Source organism: Chimaeribacter californicus (assembly GCF_002858675.1).
Classification (GTDB): domain Bacteria; phylum Pseudomonadota; class Gammaproteobacteria; order Enterobacterales; family Enterobacteriaceae; genus Chimaeribacter; species Chimaeribacter californicus.
The window spans coordinates 97,522-114,886 of the sequence record NZ_PJZF01000003.1; the positions used below are offsets into that span (position 1 = coordinate 97,522).

The 17,365-nt window shown below is 50.5% G+C and carries 22 protein-coding genes; 1 reads left to right on the forward strand and 21 read right to left on the reverse strand.

What is annotated here, in order from left to right; translation table 11 throughout:
- Positions 1–58: 58 nt before the first annotated feature.
- The 12 genes from CYR55_RS05300 to CYR55_RS05355 all read right to left on the reverse strand — a co-directional run bounded on the left by CYR55_RS05300 (position 59) and on the right by CYR55_RS05355 (position 12,361).
- On the reverse strand, positions 59–346 hold the full coding sequence (locus tag CYR55_RS05300) for a TonB family protein (protein WP_101815110.1): 288 nt from the start codon (positions 344–346) through the stop codon (positions 59–61).
- A 99-nt stretch (positions 347–445) separates the two neighbouring features.
- Positions 446–1,096, reverse strand: coding sequence for a hypothetical protein (locus CYR55_RS05305; protein ID WP_101815111.1), 651 nt, complete (start codon positions 1,094–1,096; stop codon positions 446–448).
- A gap of 310 nt (positions 1,097–1,406) precedes the next feature.
- Positions 1,407–4,538 (reverse strand): TipJ family phage tail tip protein, encoded by a 3,132-nt coding sequence (locus CYR55_RS05310; protein WP_101815112.1) that lies wholly within the window; start codon positions 4,536–4,538, stop codon positions 1,407–1,409.
- Positions 4,539–4,547: 9 nt separating this feature from the next.
- On the reverse strand, positions 4,548–5,075 hold the full coding sequence (locus tag CYR55_RS05315) for a tail assembly protein (RefSeq protein WP_101815113.1): 528 nt from the start codon (positions 5,073–5,075) through the stop codon (positions 4,548–4,550).
- Positions 5,018–5,743 carry a C40 family peptidase gene (locus tag CYR55_RS05320; RefSeq protein WP_101815114.1) on the reverse strand — a complete coding sequence of 242 codons (726 nt, stop codon included), beginning with the start codon at positions 5,741–5,743 and terminating at the stop codon, positions 5,018–5,020. The genes CYR55_RS05315 and CYR55_RS05320 overlap by 58 nt, the downstream gene beginning before the upstream one ends.
- Complete coding sequence (locus CYR55_RS05325) at positions 5,743–6,447, reverse strand: phage minor tail protein L (protein WP_101815115.1); 705 nt, start codon at positions 6,445–6,447, stop codon at positions 5,743–5,745. Before CYR55_RS05325 ends, CYR55_RS05320 begins: the two co-directional genes overlap by 1 nt.
- Complete coding sequence (locus tag CYR55_RS05330; protein ID WP_101815116.1) at positions 6,444–6,794, reverse strand: phage tail protein; 351 nt, start codon at positions 6,792–6,794, stop codon at positions 6,444–6,446. The genes CYR55_RS05325 and CYR55_RS05330 overlap by 4 nt, the downstream gene beginning before the upstream one ends.
- A 12-nt stretch (positions 6,795–6,806) precedes the next feature.
- On the reverse strand, positions 6,807–10,268 hold the full coding sequence (locus CYR55_RS05335; RefSeq protein WP_101815117.1) for a tape measure protein: 3,462 nt from the start codon (positions 10,266–10,268) through the stop codon (positions 6,807–6,809).
- Between the two features lie 63 nt (positions 10,269–10,331).
- Positions 10,332–10,628 (reverse strand): hypothetical protein, encoded by a 297-nt coding sequence (locus tag CYR55_RS05340; RefSeq protein ID WP_101815118.1) that lies wholly within the window; start codon positions 10,626–10,628, stop codon positions 10,332–10,334.
- A gap of 118 nt (positions 10,629–10,746) precedes the next feature.
- Positions 10,747–11,451, reverse strand: a complete 705-nt coding sequence (locus tag CYR55_RS05345) for a Rha family transcriptional regulator (protein WP_101815119.1) — start codon at positions 11,449–11,451, stop codon at positions 10,747–10,749.
- Between the two features lie 65 nt (positions 11,452–11,516).
- Positions 11,517–12,218, reverse strand: coding sequence for a P22AR C-terminal domain-containing protein (locus CYR55_RS05350; RefSeq protein WP_101815120.1), 702 nt, complete (start codon positions 12,216–12,218; stop codon positions 11,517–11,519).
- Positions 12,215–12,361 (reverse strand): DNA-binding protein, encoded by a 147-nt coding sequence (locus CYR55_RS05355; protein WP_101815121.1) that lies wholly within the window; start codon positions 12,359–12,361, stop codon positions 12,215–12,217. The genes CYR55_RS05350 and CYR55_RS05355 overlap by 4 nt, the downstream gene beginning before the upstream one ends.
- Positions 12,362–12,479: 118 nt before the next feature.
- On the opposite strand from CYR55_RS05355, the gene CYR55_RS05360 reads away from it, so the two are divergent.
- Positions 12,480–12,773, forward strand: coding sequence for an Arc family DNA-binding protein (locus tag CYR55_RS05360; protein ID WP_101815122.1), 294 nt, complete (start codon positions 12,480–12,482; stop codon positions 12,771–12,773).
- Positions 12,774–12,779: 6 nt separating this feature from the next.
- Here the strand turns inward: CYR55_RS05360 and CYR55_RS05365 are convergent, their stop codons facing one another.
- The 9 genes from CYR55_RS05365 to CYR55_RS05405 are packed head-to-tail and all read right to left on the reverse strand — an operon-like array spanning position 12,780 to position 17,362.
- Positions 12,780–13,454, reverse strand: a complete 675-nt coding sequence (locus tag CYR55_RS05365; RefSeq protein WP_101815123.1) for a DUF6246 family protein — start codon at positions 13,452–13,454, stop codon at positions 12,780–12,782.
- A 51-nt stretch (positions 13,455–13,505) separates the two neighbouring features.
- A complete protein-coding gene (locus tag CYR55_RS05370) occupies positions 13,506–14,249 on the reverse strand; it encodes a phage tail tube protein (protein WP_101815124.1) in 744 nt (247 codons plus the stop codon).
- 25 nt (positions 14,250–14,274) lie between these two features.
- Positions 14,275–14,658 carry a phage tail termination protein gene (locus tag CYR55_RS05375; protein WP_101815125.1) on the reverse strand — a complete coding sequence of 128 codons (384 nt, stop codon included), beginning with the start codon at positions 14,656–14,658 and terminating at the stop codon, positions 14,275–14,277.
- The gene (locus CYR55_RS05380; RefSeq protein ID WP_101815126.1) at positions 14,655–15,023 is read right to left on the reverse strand and encodes a hypothetical protein; all 369 of its coding nucleotides are present in this window, start codon (positions 15,021–15,023) and stop codon (positions 14,655–14,657) included. The genes CYR55_RS05375 and CYR55_RS05380 overlap by 4 nt, the downstream gene beginning before the upstream one ends.
- A 1-nt stretch (position 15,024) precedes the next feature.
- Positions 15,025–15,372: a hypothetical protein gene (locus tag CYR55_RS05385; RefSeq protein WP_101815127.1), complete on the reverse strand. Its 348-nt coding sequence runs from the start codon at positions 15,370–15,372 to the stop codon at positions 15,025–15,027.
- A gap of 1 nt (position 15,373) precedes the next feature.
- On the reverse strand, positions 15,374–15,544 hold the full coding sequence (locus CYR55_RS05390; RefSeq protein ID WP_101815128.1) for a 50S ribosomal protein L13: 171 nt from the start codon (positions 15,542–15,544) through the stop codon (positions 15,374–15,376).
- A complete protein-coding gene (locus tag CYR55_RS05395; RefSeq protein WP_101815129.1) occupies positions 15,544–15,921 on the reverse strand; it encodes a DUF7370 family protein in 378 nt (125 codons plus the stop codon). The genes CYR55_RS05390 and CYR55_RS05395 overlap by 1 nt, the downstream gene beginning before the upstream one ends.
- 6 nt (positions 15,922–15,927) lie before the next feature.
- On the reverse strand, positions 15,928–16,284 hold the full coding sequence (locus CYR55_RS05400) for a hypothetical protein (RefSeq protein ID WP_101815130.1): 357 nt from the start codon (positions 16,282–16,284) through the stop codon (positions 15,928–15,930).
- Between the two features lie 10 nt (positions 16,285–16,294).
- Entirely contained in the window at positions 16,295–17,362 is a 1,068-nt protein-coding gene (locus CYR55_RS05405) for a major capsid protein (protein WP_101815131.1), read from the reverse strand.
- Between the last annotated feature and the right edge of the window lie 3 nt (positions 17,363–17,365).

Consider the following 17,365-nt stretch of genomic DNA (forward strand, 5'->3'; position numbering starts at 1 on the left):
TAGTTTTCTCCAGACAATAAAAAACCCGCCGTAGCGGGTTCTTTATAAATAAGTTGGTTTAGTTAGCTTTGAAGGTGACATCCAGTGGAACATCACGCTTTGCATCGTTAGCTTTAAAATGCCAATGCCGCATCTGCTCTCTAATCGATTTTTCAAATGAATGCTTAGGCGACGCCTCAATAAACCGAATGTTTTCTACCACACCTTTATTATTTACATCGTAAATTACTTTTACGTGACCATCAATTCTCAAGGCTTCCGCCCGTCGAGGATAAGATAACGAATTGTCTTTAGCGTAAGTCAGTAGTGGTAACATTGCGGCAATTGCAACCAGATATGGTTTCATAATCTCTCCCTGTATTAATATTAATCTTATTGGTTATCGACCATGCCTGCAATTTGTTTAGAGTTGATATTATTCAATCGTGAAGATCTGCGAATTAGATTAAGAAAGCACAGGTATAATGGCATAAGGGATACGCAAGCCATAGTTCTGAAGCGTGCTTGCCCAGGAATATTGATTTTGGTTTATCCATGTGCATTGGAGCGTACCGCCACTATAACGAAACATCAGGCCGCTATAGCCGCTTATCATGTCGGCATCTGTTGACAAATTTCCAGGGCAATGGCTGGATAATATCCATGCATCTGGGCCTATATATTGAGAGTACACACCACCATCTAAGGCAGCACCGGCTGGAATATCAAAGAAACCTAACACCCTTGGCACTTTTGCAGCAGAGACAACAGACCATACAAGTTGGCCAGCCCCATTATAAACATCCCAGTAACCACTAGTAAGTGGTACATCATAACCTGTTCTTGCTATGCGTCCCGCATTGGTGGTCATGTATGGGTCATCCCCAAAAAAAACCTTCGCGCCTTCGTTAAATTTGAACCACTGAAGATTGGCATCACGACTATATCTAGAAGAAGGAAAACCCATATCTGTGCCATCACCAATTGGGGAATTTATTGAAAAATACCCCTGATCTACTATTGCTCCAGTGGTGATGTTATCCCGGTAATAAGTTCCGAAGTAATCAGAGTCGATGACCAATGCACCGGCTGAATTCCATATCTGAACACCGCTCATAAGAATCCGTATACATGAATAGTCAAGGTTGCCGCAGCTGCGGATTTTAATAGTGAAAACAGTCTGATACCTCCATCATATGTCCGACATGTAAATGTCCCTGGTGTTCTGATGGTAGTGGATGAAGACACGATAACAGCAAAGCTGCCTGCTGCAGTGATGCCATTAAATCCCGCCGTTACAACTGGGGTATTGCCCGGCATACTCACGTTAATCGAACCGATAAACCGGCAGTTATAGTCCCCTACATCAGCTACCAACTTCCCGGTTGCGTCCCAGCATTGAATGCCTGCGCCCATGAATTACCCCCTTACCAAAGGCCAGATCGCATACGGAGCACGCCATTGCCGTCATAGACCAGCTCTTGTGTTGCCGTGATGACTTTGCGTCCTTGGCCGGCGATGGAACCATTAATTTCAAATGTCCCACTTTTATCCAGCTTCCAGCCGGTAGTGCCGGCCACATAGTTTGTTGATTGGATGAAGTTGCCGATTTTTGCATTATCAATCGACCCATCCTGGATAAAGGCAGAGCGCAAGAATGTTTGCCCATTAACAGCCGCAAAAGCTAACTGGTAAGTGCCATTATTGGTGTTATAGATGGCAAAGTTATCGGCACTGAACAGGGCGTATGATTGCGTTCCGCCCCCATTTCCTTCTACGCCTAACTGCATACCCGCCACATATTTATTGCCATTACTATCAATTTGAACCTTAACGCCCCATTGAGCAGACAGCTTCCCACTCAAGTCTGCGTAAGCACTAGAGACCTGCTGAACCACTGCACTGTTTTGGTCTGAGTCGGCTTGTAGCTGCTCAAATCTTTCGGCATAAGCATGATCGTTGTCAGCGATGAGCGTGGTTATCTGAACAAATTGCGCTCTGTTCTTTCCGTTTTCTATACGCCGGCGCTGAATGTCAGCATCATTCGAGATCGCATTTTCTATAACGGCATCCAGGTTGGTATCAATTTGAGCACTGAGGCGATCAAATGCTTCAGAGTTCCTGACCGCTTCGTCTATATAGTCCAACATGCCAGGTATATCTGCTGAAGCTTTGCCCGATGCCTCTACAAATGCAGAGACCCCAAACGCGTTTTTGGTCCGCACATACATGTAGTACGTTGTGTCAGCCTTTAAGCCATGCAGCGTCCATTGTGAGGCGCGCCCAAGAAACTGAGCCTCAGTCTCAACATTTCCGATATTTGTAACTGCTGTCTCTCCCGTATACCAAAACTCAAAAGAGGTATCGGTAGTTGCCGTTACGTTCATTACCGGAACAATATCCGCAGAGAAGATCCCGGGATTCCATTGCACAAATGAAGGGGCTGACGGCGCACCAATCACCAGACTGACCTGGGTTTCTGCTCCTTTCATGCCGTTTTCATTGCGACCGCGAACGCCGAGTGTGTAGCTGCCCGCATTCAGCCCGTAGAATTCATATCGGAATTGGTCAGTTTCATACTGAGCGACCACCGCGCCACTGCTGTTATAAACGTAGAGCTCAAACATCAGTTTGCGTGTTGTCGTTGCTGTCTCCCAGGTGGCAGTAACCTGGACAGTTTCACTGTTAGTGTTGATGATGCGCAGATTTTCGATGTTTGGGACGCGATACCCATTCAGTGTGTCGGTTGGCATTTCAAACACCGCGCCTTCATCCACAATCGCCTGCTTGTTCGGGTCATAAAGCGTTGCTGAGATGCTGTAAACAGAGTTGTTATCGTCCTCTGATACCCCCATCACACGAAAAAGCCGGGTGGCGACCTCCCCTGTTGAGATCACAAAGATGGTGCCGTCTTTTACCCATGCCGGTGAGGTGCGAAGGGTGATAACCCTGCCTGCTACGCTGCCGATAGTGAACTTAGAGAACTTCCCATCAGCCCCCATCAGAGACATGGTGTCACCACCGCCAACAACGTCAGATACATCAGCATCAACGGTAATCACGGCGCCGCTGTGGGAGACGATACGCCCACCTAATCGTGTGGCCGCGTAGTTGTTATCCATCACTTCAATGATGTCGCCTGGAATGAAGCCAATCGCGTCACGTGCCATACGGAACGTCACCTTCTTGGTTTCACGCTTCGCACTCTCGATGAGCCACTTGCCGGCACGGAATGCCTGTCCACGGGAGGTGCAGCCGAACGCTTCCAGCGTAGTCTCGTTGTAGCCGTAGCGGTCAATCATCTCGTCATCAGAGACGTACTCTTTAACCTGCTCCCAGCCGTTATTTGGGTCTGTCCATGAGACCACCACTGCGTTATAGCGGTCTGAGCGCTTCATGGAGCTATAGGTGAAAAGGCCGTCTACCACGTTGGCATTCGTGACCGCGGTAACCGGATCTTGTGGGTTATCCAGCATGATAGAAAAGCGCATCCCATCCCACAGCGCGATGCCGCGAAACATCCCAGCGATGCTATCCAGAATATCCCGCGCACTTTTCTGCTCAGTGATGTAAGCGTTTAGGGTAAAGCGTGGTTCCTGCCCACCATAGCCATCATCGACAAGCTGATCGCAGAACTGCGAAAGCACATAGAGGCTGCCATCATCGACATCAATATAACCAGCTCGCTTTGCCAGCCCGTAGCGAGTGTTTTTTACCAGAGCCCGGAAAATCCAGGCGGGGTTATTTGTCCAGGCTGACTTGAAGCCGCCAGTCCAGATACCGGTATAAGAGCGGGCTATTGGGTCATAGTTATCCGGCACATCAACAATCAGGCCGCGTAAGTGATAAGTGCGGGTCGGTGTGTCGGTATATTGGTCCCGGTCAACCACGGCGCCGGCAATAGCGGCATACGGGTAAGAGAGGTTGTCGTCAGTGATTTCTGTATAGCTATTCCAGACGGTCCCATTGGTTAGCAGGTCACTTGAACTGTCAGCGGTGACACGACGCAGGCGAATATCAAAAGGCTTCGTCTCGGGCGCGTCAATTAAATGCGCCTCGAGGTATTCACCGGAGATTTTCCCCGTAATGGTGACTGACTTGGCAGTCTGCCAAGCGCTATTACCTGTTCTGAGTTCGATCACCATGGTTACAGATGTATTTTTCTGATTGCCTTTCGTGTCTTGCTCCATCAGCCCTGAAACACCAATGTTCATACGCACACGGGTAACATCTGAATCAGTAACAGTGCGCACAAGTGGCGTATTCTGTGTGACATCAGCATTAACAATCGTTGTGGCTTCGATAGCTGAAAAGCCATTAATTGGTGATTGCGTTGCCGTACCAGGACGCCATGCCACACTGACGCCGTTAATGCTCGCGTTGCCCTGCGCATCCGTTACTGGTGTCTTGTTCAGCATGAAAGAAGAGAGATGCACCTGGTCTACCGGGCCATAGATTGGGCCTTCAGAAATGAGGTCGAGAACGCGGAGGAATTGTTTTGATTTGAGGTTGTCGTCAATAAGTTTGGGTGTGCTGCCACCGCCGCCGCCTGAGCCCATGTTTTCACCTTAGCTAATAGAAATGTTCCAGTCCTGGTTGTTTGATGTATCGATACCGAGGGAGATGACGTTTGAACCCACTACCATCTCGCCAAGAAGCAATGGCACTGGCCTGCCCTGACCAACACGGTTTTCGGCACTCGTAAAGGAGTTATTGGTCAGCGAGTTCGTTTCAGCGGATTCAGCAGATGTCTTGGTCTTCATGGTTGAAGACATATAGAGGGAGTAAGCCACTGACGCGACGCTGACAGCCACCATAATCCACACCGCTGCTACTGCACTGATAGCCCCCTCAATCACTGGCACAAACAGGACTGTCGCACCGTTTCCAAGATGCCGGTTCATGTGAAACTCAAGCGTGTCAGCAGCCACATCCGAGCCATCTACCCGCATACGGATCTTTGTTTTATAGAAGTCACGCTTAAAGGCTGGGCATTGCGCCAGGAGAAGCCGTAACCCTTGTGATGGCGTGTCGACATTTAAAGTGATTTGGCGGAAATGTCGTCGAAGATTCCCCGCAAATCTAAAGATGAGCATTGTTCATGCCTCCAGATGGAATGGGTGAGCTTTATGTAGGCTTGACGGTATGGCTCACGGCGGCTGAGTCGCCCGGCTAATTCGTGATGGAGAACCGTATTGTCACCAAGCCAGAGCATGGCATGGCACGGGTCGGCCTCGGGAAATGCACGGCGGATAATCACATCACCAGGCTGAATATCTGCCGGCGATACCTCGTAGAACCCATTGAGCGCCATATTTTTGACATACAGGTTCTCTCCGCGAACCCACCAACCATTCGTTCTCTCAAAGTCAGGCAAATCGATGCCGCAGAGGTGGTAGGCGTCCCTGAACAGGGTGTAACAGTCCATCACGCCATGCTCGAAGGTGCGCCCCAGCAAATGCGATACAGGGCGCAATTTGCGAAGGCGGTTGTCACTGGCTAACCACCAGTCCAGCCCGGAAGAGATCTGCGCCTGACGGTCAGCCCCTGAGAGAACCAGTTTTGGTTCAGGATGAGAATGAAAAACGGCGGTGATTTCTCCCGCCGCTTCTGCTTTTAGCCAGTCCGTGTCGCTTATCCGAAAGTGTCGCTCCGGCTCGGGATGCGTGTTTTCACAGCGCATTAGCCGGCTGCCATCGATGATCAGGCCGCAGACCTCGTTACAGGACTGCGCTGCATAAGCCAGGCATTCATCTTCAATCATCAGGACACCTTCGCTGATCCAGGGAAGCCACCAAATGGCAGAGGCTCAGGTTTAGGAAATCGTAGCCGACAGCCGGTCAGGTGTTTTGAACACTTATCTTTCGACAGGTCAGAGGTTGGATTATCTTTCTCATCTGCTACTGCCGGCCCGTCATAGCCACAACCATCACCGCGGTAAACCCACTGACAGACGTCCGCCAAGATAGTGCGTGCCGGGATAATAGCATTGTCACAGTCAACGGGCGTTGCCAGGCTATAGGTCACCGTTTCGAACGTTTCCTCGGTCATTTCCTCAATGACATAACGCGACACGGCCTCCATTGTGCTGTCAGCATCTGCATTCCCGTTTGGGAAGTTGACCGCGTCAAGATGCTGTACCAGTACCTGGCGGCGAGTCACCACCGCGCCCAAAGCATCGTCGAAATCATGGTTGATACCGGTAATCAGGCCGGAGATATTCGCGACCTTCATCGTCGGGCGCGAATACGTACCTTCGGATTTTGATTCGAACCCCTCAACGGCTATCGGATAAGCTGAATATTGCCGGCCTTGCCAGATAACGTCGCCGTAATAACCGTTGGTGCCGGCATGGAAGCGGATTACATCACCGCCAAACGCCTGGAGATCAACCTCAAACAGATCGAGCATGGCGCCGACGCCGGCATCTGTGCTTTCAATAATGAGTTCTGCTGGGATATCCCTCATCGCGGCACCTGCTCAAAATCAGCGGCCAGCTTATAGTGGCTGCCATTTTTCACCATCGACCACGATCGGCATACAAATAAAGCCTGAATTCCGGTATCAGACGGCGTCCAGTAGAATGACTCAACAGCCATTCTCGCTTTGATAAAGGCTTCGGCTTCTTTAGCAACGTTTGGCCGGCCGCACTTGTCATCCACGCCCACAAACTCCAGCGTGTATTTGTCCATTAATGGATTGATGCCCTTTGTCTGGCGCTGTTCATAGCCGTCACCCAGATTCACTACTGCCACATTTGGCGCGCGCGAAGCCGTGAACCCTTTTTGTGGGCTCCATTGAAAAGTTTGAGGCATGGGGAAATCCTGTTATTTGCGAAGAATGCCGCCTGGGCGCTGCTCATCCTGCATTGTCTTGAGGCTGACCTGTTTCATCATGGCGGCCATCTTTTGCATGGTGGCATCGTCAATGCCATTGGTGGTGTTAATGGTGAACTGAACTGTCTGGTTTATCGCGGCCCCGCCGCTTGATGAGCCGCTCAATTCCCGATTACTGAGGACGGAGCCATTGTCCCCGGGGATCATGTACTGACTGCCGTTGCTGGCTTTGAAGATTTCAGGCTTACCGCCCTCACCTACCCGATACATACTGCTGGCAGAAACAGGGCCGCCATGTTCGCGCATACCTGCCAGTGATACGGCTTGAGATGTCGTCATTGCAGTGGTGTAACCAGCTAACCCTGCTGCCGCTGCTCCACCTGATGTTGCAACGGAGGCAGCCATAGCAGCAGGAGAGTAAGCCGCGAGCAAAGCAGCAGCTGCTGCAACGCCAGTAGCGGTAGATGTGGCTAAAGCAGCTGCGGCTGTTGCCTGGTTAGAAGCAATAGCTGTTTGCTGGGCTGCTTGCCCCATAACAGCCGATTCAACCCAGCGGACTCCCATTTCTACGAGGCTACTAACCAATCCATTAAGCACAGAGGTGCCAAGGTTTGCAAATGCTTGACTCAAGCTTTGGGTTCCATTTAGCAGCCCAGTAATGGCATTTGATGCCCCACCACTAAGAGACTCGATCGCAGTGCCTAACAGTTCGTTCGATTCACTTTGTGCTTTGAAGATTTCCCACTGTGCCGCTATACGCTGCTGCTCGTATTCGGTATTAGCCGCGTTCCTTAGCATTAATCCATTCTGAGTGAGTTTTCCTTTCTCAGTTTCGAATTGTTTAATCAGCTCAAGCTTTTTGGCATTTTCGTTGGCTAGTGCCTGTACGGGATCTATTGCGCCTTGAGCTTCCTGCAAGGGGGTTACTCCGGCGTTTTGGCTAGCCCGAATTTTGGCGAGATTCACCTGATGCTGTTGCTCCATCTGCACGGCTGCCGCATCGTGTTGTTTCTGTGTTATAGCCTTTTGCTGTAAAGCAATTTTTAGGTCAGAGACATCCTGTTTATAACGAGCATTCTCAGCCTGTTCTGGTATCAGCTTCAGTGCTGCGGCCTGCGCACGAATTGCAGCAGCCTCGTCCCACCTTTTAGCCGCGTATTCCCCTGCCAACTGAATATCAGCTTGTGTAGCGCCTTTCCCTAAAGATTGTTGAGCTGTGAGGATAGCTTGTGCGCGACTCATTTCATTTGTGGAGTCAGCCACTAACTCTGATTGCTGCTTCAGACTCGCCAGCTTTTGAGCAACTGACGCAGCCTGATTAGCTGCTTTTTTGCTTTCCGCTGTGGCTTCTCTATCCTCTTTCTTTTTATCTTTTACGGCCTCTTTCGCCTGGTTAGTTCTTACATACACTTCCTGGAGCTTAGCGATTGCCAATGGATCAACCACGCCAGCGTCCTCGGCATCGTAGGTAGCCTGAAGCCTTTCTCTTTCGTCACCCTCTTTTTTGGATAAAGCCAAACGACGCTCTGCCTGCTTGATGAGCTTTTCGCCCTCGCTTCCGCCCCAATTTACCTTCAGGCTTTCGGCATTAAACTTTTGCATCGCTTCGGTAGATTGCCCCAATTTAGTTGCCAGAAAGGAGTGAGTCTGACCAAGGAAAGATGCATTTTTTTCTGCTTCAGCTAAGGCAATTGAGCTATCTCTGGCAGCTTTCATTTGGTCAACGATACCTTGGTTGACCTGAATGTTTATGAGCCTTAAAGCGTCCTGAGACTCATTGAGCGTTCTGACTTTAGTATTGAGGTCTCGGTTTGCTTTTGCCAGTTCATTAGCGAGGTCACTAGCGATGCGTAAATGACCATTATTTTTCTCATCACCACCGCCCATTTGAGCTGCTAGTTCTATTCGTTCTTTGTATTGTTTATTAAGGTCAGCAATGTGGGACTCTAAATCCGCAATTTCCTCTTTCTGGTTTTTGATCGAGGTAACAGTATCAGCGCGGACACCCTGAGCCTGGGTTAGATTCATCTCTTTAAGCTTTGAAATTACACTTGGTAATGTGGAAGCAAATTCGATGCTGGCTTTCCTGGCCTCTTCCTGTCGCTGAGCATAGAGATACCAACCAGCAGCGACGATAGCGATCACCCCCAGAGGCCCGCCAAGAGGGGAAGTCACTAAATTCATTGCCTTCATGGCATTAGCTGCGGTCAGCCCAGTGGCAGCCAGTCGGGCTTGTGACGCGGCAACAAGGTTGTTGGCTTGGGCAGCGGCTATTCCTGCTTCAGTGTATGCAGTTCTTAGGCGGGTGACGTTGGCTAATGCTGTTGCTTCAGCAGCACTACCTTTTGCTACCTGGTATTCAACAAGTGCCAGGTTCATCGCTGATTCAGCCGCGCCTCTGTCTGCCATGGTTTTTCTTTGTGTTACTAATGATGCGGCAAGTTCATCTTTTGCTCTTGCTCTCGTTGCGACTGCCTGATTGATAGACGCTGCGGCTTGCCGGCCCTGTTGTATAGTTGCCATAGCCAAGGCACCAACAAATCGCCCACCGAAAACAAGCGCCGCTATACCAACTGCCTGAGCCACAACATCAAGATTTTCGCTGAGCGAGATCACGCCTTTGTTGAAAATGTTAATCGTGGTACTCACGCTTGAACTTTCACCGACAAACTTGGTGATATTGTTTGTGGCCGTGGTCATCGCCTGGCCCATTGTCATCGCGGTATTGGCAAATTCTTTCGCAATTTTATCGCTCTGCTGAAGCAAGCCATTTACTACAACTTCAGTCGTCAATTTTCCTTGTGCAGCCATTGCGCGAAGCTGACCAATGGTAACGCCAAGTGAATCCGCCAGGGCTACAGCAAGACGGCTACCGTTCTCGGAAATAGAGTTGAATTCCTCTCCACGCAGAACGCCGGATGCCAGCGCCTGAGAGAGCTGCGTCATGGTAGAGCTGGCTTCTTCGGTAGTTGCACCTGAAACCGCCAGTCCTTTGTTGATTGTTGATGTCAGAGTTACAAGGTCTTTGGTGCTTGTGCCTGCACTCCGGGTTGCTCTTTCAAGGCGGCCGTAAAGCGTTGCGGTAGCGCCAAGGCTACTCATGGTGGATTGCGAAATATCAAAAACACGCTGAGTTACTTCAGCTAAAGACTCATTGGCCCGCACTGAGTTAGCCAGCTTGTTGTTGACTGTAACCCACTCGTTTCCATATTGAGCGACCTGTTGGATAGATAGAGCAGCGATAACACCTTTCGCCACCCCGCTCAGGCTGGACATAGCGCGCTCCATAGAAGCGACTGACCGCTCGGTTCTGGTAACGCTGGCGTCTAATCGCCCCATGCTTCCACTTAAGCCATTGAGCGCAGCGTCCACTTCCCTACGCGCAGCAAGAAACCGGGCAGTGTCCATATCCACTTCATAAACAATGCTGCCTGCGTTGACTGAACCTGCCATTTACCTTTCTCCGGACGTAAAAAAACCCCGCCGAAGCGAGGTTTAGATTGATTGCTGTTCTGATTAACTTTTGGATTTACTTACTGTATAGGATTCAACTTTTCCATCGTGAGTCTTAACTGCCAGCACTTTTGCATCTGCCCCAAAAGCACTGCCAATGCTGTATGTCCACATCAGCAATTCATTACCTTCAGAGTCCACTGTTGTCGTAGAGGGATTTCCAAAGTAGGAGATAATTTCCTGCTTCGTAGTCTGTCCTTTCTGAACATTCGCTAGTTTCGACTCATCAAAATTGGTGCCGGTATACACGCAGCCAGAGAGAACCATTACCACCAACGACCCAATAATCAGCTTCTTCATATCCCTACCCCCCTCAGTACAAGATGGAACGAATCCTAAAGGGAAACTGATGCAATGGGAAGCAAGAAACCCGCCAGAAGCGGGTTATGCATTATATCCAATAAGGTGATCGAAATAGTTAAGCTACATCAGCGCCATGAATAAGGTAGCGTAGCGCTTTAATGCCTTCAGAGTTATAGCGGAACGCCTCGACCTGCTTACTGCTATAGGCTGATTTGTCCATAACAGTGATGCCGTACTGCTCAGTTTTCAGATTGTTCGCGTTGGCTACCCTTCCGATTTTCTGAGCAGATACACCAAGCATCTCACCCACTTCACCAGCGCTGTGGTAGTGCTCTTCTATTTGCGGGAGCGGAAGCAACTCCATGCCTGCAGCATCATTCACCGCCCGGGCCATTGCGGTTTGTTTAGCTACGTCGCTCAGTTTAGGCATGTAGGAAAGTGCAAGGTTCATCGCCTCAACTTCCATTTTGATAGCGCGAGCGCGGCGATACTCTGGCAGGTACGATGCTGATTTCTGCGGCATTACCTCACCAGACTCCAACTGACGCCAGCGCTTGGCAACCTTATGGCGCAATGGGATGCTGTATCCAGTCATCAAAGTAAGCGTCAGATCTTGGTCGAGCCAAAACTCTTGATAAGTGCGCCCCCGACTATCTTGGTAATCGGCGGAAAAGTCCGCCGATTGAAGATTGAGAGCGTCGAACATTTTTCGGCAGTCATGAAGCACATCTTTGTGCTGTTTACCGGTCAATTTTGCAATCTCACGGCTAGACATTTTCGTGACAGCAGATCTTTGGTTTGCTACAGTAACTTTATTCATAGAGTTCGCCTTCTATGTAGTGATGATGACCGCCAGCAGCCACTGGCGGTTTTTCTTTTTGGCGGTTAGTGAATCCGCCCCATTCTCAAGTCGCTTAACACCCCCCAGTTATCATTCCGGTAAGATGCATCAACATGAGACGTTTCTCGCTCCAGCAATGCTCTTGCTTTGTTGATGGTGCGAGAGTATTCGCGTGGCATGGAGTAATAAGATCCTGCCAGCCGATGCTCAGCCACTCGCAGAATGGGCTCAACCTCTTCGATTTTGCTCGCCATTACAGAGGATGCCTTCCACAGCCAACAAAGGTCGCGCAATTCTTCTTCGGTAAACTGAGCCAAAACTGGAGACTGCGTTGATTCACCATCCAGGATGTCGAGCACCCAGCGGCGAAATTTTTTGGCGACTGACGTAGTAGCAAACATTGCGATTAGGTGGCAGCCACGCAATGAAAATACGCGCACGCTTTTTTCACGTAAGTTATTGTTTATTCCGTTGGTCTTCATTTTGATGACCATTGACATGGCATCTGTAAATTCATCGGAATTACGCGAATAGATTGTTGATACGCTCTTGGGCGATGCATAACCCAAAGCCTTCGCGATGTCGCTAGACGTCAGCCACACTTCATCTAAATTTGCGACTGGTTGCATTTGGATACCGTGGAAGTTGAGATCTGATTTGGCTATAATGTTCATATCGTTAGTTCCTTGCTGGGGATTTTCGGTTAACGAAGCCTGACGGTCTGACCACCGTTGGGCTTCTGTCATTCTGGGCACTTCATACCTTGACGTTCTGCATACTCTCTCATTGCTCTGACAGCCTCCTTACTAAAGGAGCGATCCCCCTTTTGAGCTAAGTCTTCCATTACCTTTTCCAGCCACTCCGGCATACGCAGTGTTTTTACTTTCATATATTCTCCATATGTATTAGGTATGCATACATAGTATTTTGGTACGTATTGCTAGTCAATAGGTATGTACGTACTATTTTATAATTAGCGAATCGCCCGCTCAGGCGAAGGAGTAGTTATGTCAGAAAGAAAATACAAAAATCCTCAGGTGAATCTAAGGTTGCCTGAGGATCTCAAACAGCATATTGCTGTAATGGCAGAAAGAAATAAGCGGTCTGCTAACGCTGAGATGGTTGCTGCTATTGAAGCGTGGGTAAATGCCGACAAAGCCCCTTATTCGCAAGCAGAAGATGTAACTTTAATTATGAAGAAATCCGAGCTTAGAATGCTGATAGATGAAATTCTTGAAAGCTCAATGAAAGAGGTGTTGGGTGAGTACGATCTGGCTTCTATGAAGAAAAAAACCACTTGATGGTGGTTACCCCGCCTTAGCTACCCTTCTCGCTTTTTTTGCAAGATATGCATCAGTGACTCCGTCATACTCTTCTTTCGTAAAGCCCTTCTGGTCAGGGTACTTGGCGGCCAGCAGCATCTGGAACTCCGTCATAGTCAGTTGCTCTGCCTCTGCGCGGCTCATGCCGAAGTGGTTGCGGGCAGCGCTGATATACTCCAGAGCATTGAACTCGCTCGTTGCTTGTCCGCCCTCATGCCTTTGTAATCGCCTGACCTTTGCCTTACCGATAACCCCATGTGTAATGAGCGACTGCGCAATCAGCACCATCTCGGGCAGAGGCATGTGTCCAGGCCGGTAAACAAACGCCCATTTGCCTGTCCGGCCAGGAACCAGTTCACCAATCAGTGGAGTAATGTCATGCTCACAACATGCGCGGAGTACGTTCATTGCGGCATAGGCTGGCGGTTTAGATAACTGAGGTTTGCTGGCAAATGTGAGCAGCCAGCCGGGAGCGCTTCCATAAGCCTCCAAACCTCGTCTCAATAACTGAGTTACTTCATCGTTATGCAGGTCATGGAAGGCTTGCACTATCTCCCCTGGTTCTCCAATGGCGGACATTGCACTGAAGGATGGTCGAAAGAAGTAATCCGTCTGACCATCGATAATCAGGCATTCGCCAATATCCTTGAGTGGTGTCATTCATCCTCCGTAATCAATATCAAGGGCAGTCATAACCACCCTTTGTATTGGTTATGAGGCAGTAATGGTTGCAGCGGTAGAGCCAGTGAAAGCACCATCAGTAGAGGTAAAGGTGATCGTCGCTGTCCCGGCTGCGACGCCGGTTACCAGACCCGTTGAGCTGACTGTGGCCTTAGTAGCATCAGAGGTCTTCCAGGTGCCTGACTTATCGGTAGCATCGGATGGTGTTACAGCAGCAGTAAGTTGCCGGGTTGCGCCAACAGCCAGAGAGGTAGTTGCTGGGGTCACAGTAACGCCTGTAGCAGCTACCGTTTCATCAGTATCGCGTACATCAATGGTACTGGCATCGCCTACTTTGAACTCAGTGGAGAACGTGACAATGTCATTGGTGCCGCCGTCAGAGCTCAGCGCCGTCACGACCATATAGCCAATGAAAGTAACCGGGCCGTACTCCATACGCACCCAGATGCCAGGCTGACGCCGTGCTTTGAGTTCGGTAGCGAAATACTTAATGAAGCGGCCAATGCCGTACTGATCGAGTTTGTCGTTTTTACGGACCTCACCTTCAAAGCTGATGGTGAAGTCAGCGTTAGTGATGATGCTTTCGACATAGCCGCCGCCGTCATCAGCATCGCTGGTTACCGTATTGGGTGAAAAATCCCAGCCCTTGGAAGTGCCGGCCGCCAGGGCTTTCCACTCTGATTCTTGCGGTAGCGTATCTGAACACCCGTCTGCCACTTCGAGCACAACGGCGCCACCGAACAAGCGTTCGTTGCTGTTCTGGCAATTAGCCATGTTTAAATTCCTCTTTGACGTTTAACTAGTCGCCGTAAGTGGCAACAAACTGAAGCCGATAGACCAAGCGGCCTTCGGTTGTAAGAATGGGTGCGGGGATGCCACCTAAGTTCTCCAGGTAGCCGACGCAGGGGTCTGACATGGGGTTGCTTTGGATATGCGCAATAATTCCCTGTACAGCCTCATCAGCAAGGCCATTCATGCCTTTTGCACCAATCACATCGACCATGACGTAATACTCGGAACCGAGGTCATTACGCACAGCTGAGCCGCCATTAGGCCGAAACACGATGAAGCTCTCAGAGAGATTGCCGCTATCAGTCCAGACCAGCAGTTGCGTGGTAAACCCAAAGGTCAGCCCGGCGTCAATGAAATAGTCCCGCACACGGGTATGCATTGGAGGCGTCACAATGACATCTCCTTCTGGATGGTTCTGTCGATGAGGGGTTGTGTATCTGCGAAGCCTTTTGTTAAGAACTCTTTTTGGGCGGTAGCCCGGCGGAAGTTTTGCGGAATGCTTGGGTCATGGACATAAGCGGCATAACTTGCTGTGTAACCTACCCGGCCGGTTATCCTGGCACCGTTGATAACAATCTCCCGGAACTGGCTGTTAATCAGAAGCGACGTATCGATGGGCGTATAAAGAGCGGCTTGTGAACCGCCAATGATCATGGCGCTCTGCAATGCCCTGACAACTTTTCTGCCCTGAATATCATTGATGATCGTATTCAGCTTTCTCTGGGATTGCTTTACCCCCCTTACTTTCACGCCCATATCAGCCTCCTGTGATGATTGCAAAGTCATCAGCCATTCGTTCGAAAGTGTCTGCGTAACGTATGACCTGCATGACTTCATCAGCGCCGGCACTAATTGGGCTGGGATTGTCAGACGCCCCGATTAGGATGTAATCCCCATGCTCTGCTGAACCGTATTCAGTCCAGAAGGTATTTTTCACCACCCTTTCAGCCCCAATATCGCCCAGGCGTTTAGACAATCCGCCCTCATAGTCACACATAATGACCAGTGGCTCAGAAAACACCGGGTCGCCATAATCATAAGTGGCACCTGTTCGCTTCCAGATGGTCGCCTGCGCTGTGTATGACCAATTGGCTAAGGAAGACATGTCATTTTCTCCAGCTCGTTACAGCGGGCTTTTGAGCGGCAATGCGTGGGCAGTTAATCACCCACACACCGCTGCTGTTTACGTAGCCGGTCGTTTCATCCCCGGCTGACGTTTTCACCCACACACGTTCGAAAGGCTTGGGTAGCTGCTGGCTGGCAATAATCCAAATCATCAGCACCCCCTGACCACGTCAAAGAAGCCAACTGAAACGCCTGATATTGGCAGCCCACCGAGGCAGCCATTCGTATCCCATGCAAGAATTTGCCTGTAGAGATGATCTGTTCCCGAGCTGTCATAAGTGAATGAGCGTGATGCTCCGGATGGTGCAGATTGAGAGGCAATTTTCCGGGCACCGGACAGGGCAGCCAATCGCGCGGCCGCATAGATGAGTAAAAGCTTTTGCAGGCTCTCGGCGTAGCCTGCCCCGTCCATACAGACAGACGCAGCACTAACCTGGTCTAACAGCAGTTGAAGGACAGTATCAGGAACCGTGAAGCCCAGTTCAGCCATCAGCGGTTTAACATCTTCCAGCGTGATTTGGGCTGCCATAGTTACTTATCCTTTTTTGGTGGCCTCTGCCAGAGCGGCTTCTGCATCGTCTGCGCGCTTGGTTTCAGCTGCCAGTGCATCAGCGTGTGCTTTCTCTTTCGCCTCCGCATCGGCCTGCTGCTGCTTCAACGCGGCCTGTGCTTCATCCAGTTGCGACTGAAGCGCGGAAGTATCAGCAGCAGCGGACGGCGTGGCGACTTCGAACTGCAACGCTTCGCCCTTTTCTTTCGAAGTCTCTGCTTTGCCATCGGCAATCCACTTTTCAGCAATCGCCTTATCAACGTCATAAACCTTACCGGCCTCCAGTTTCTGGAAGCCGGCACCGGCAAAAAGGTTCGTGGACAGAATTTTTACAAGTGCCATTGGTTACTCCTTAGGAGGCGTGGATGACAGAGAACTTGTTGTTGATGTCCTGCTTGACCATCAACCCCATCGCACCCCAGGTGCGCCATACGTAATCGCTGTTGTAGTACTGGCGCGGGTCTGCAACGGTCCCGATTGCCTGGCCGACAATTGGCGCGATAACGCCTGCAGTCAGCGGAACAATCAGGATTTCATTGCCGGACAGTTGCGCATCTTCTTTGATCGCCGCAATACCGGAGAGCTTCAACAGCTCTTCCAGCACGGTGCGGGTGGCGTTCACGTCGAAGTAACGTTCGAGGTTCGACATGATTTCCGCGGAGACGTACCACGTCTGAGGTGCGTACTGGCTGTTAGTGACACGCACCACATCGCGCAGAGCGATAGCGTTGGTACGCAGCGCAACCGGGTCAGTACTGGTCGCAAAGTTAAAGGTCAGGGTTGCCTGGGCAACACGCTCATCGTTCTTCAGGCCTTTCCAGGTCAGACCGTCAAACTGGACGTAATTACCTTCAGAGTCACGGAAGCCGTTGAACATGTAGTCAACGTACTGGCGTTGTACGTCTTCAACCGAGCCACGCTGCGCATCAGCCTGAGACTGCAGGGCGGATGGGCTATTGAAGATCGGGTCACGCCAGGTGAATTTGAAGCCGGAATCATGCACCGGCACCATGGTGCCGTCGAAGGTGTAGGACTTGGCATCAAGCGCCGCGCCAATCTGACCAGACATGGACGTGTGCGCCCAGCCACGGCCACCGGTACGTGCATAGTCGTAGCGGGATTGCTCAATGCGCACAGAGCGGGAAAGCGGCATCAGGTCGTTCAGCAGCGTGAACTGCGTGTTGGGTTCAAACTGCGCCAGCACAGTGGTATCGAAGGCACGGTACAGGCGGCGAATATCATCAACGGCATTCACAGCGTCCAGACGGCCTGCATCTTCACGAATGCCACGCACACGCCCGAGGAAATCAGCAGCAGCCTGGGCGCCTTCGTTTCGCGCCATTTGCAGCTCAGCAAACTGAGCCTGGTTTACTTCAAGGTTGCCGGTGCGCTCACCGACAGAACGGGAAAATACAAACATTCA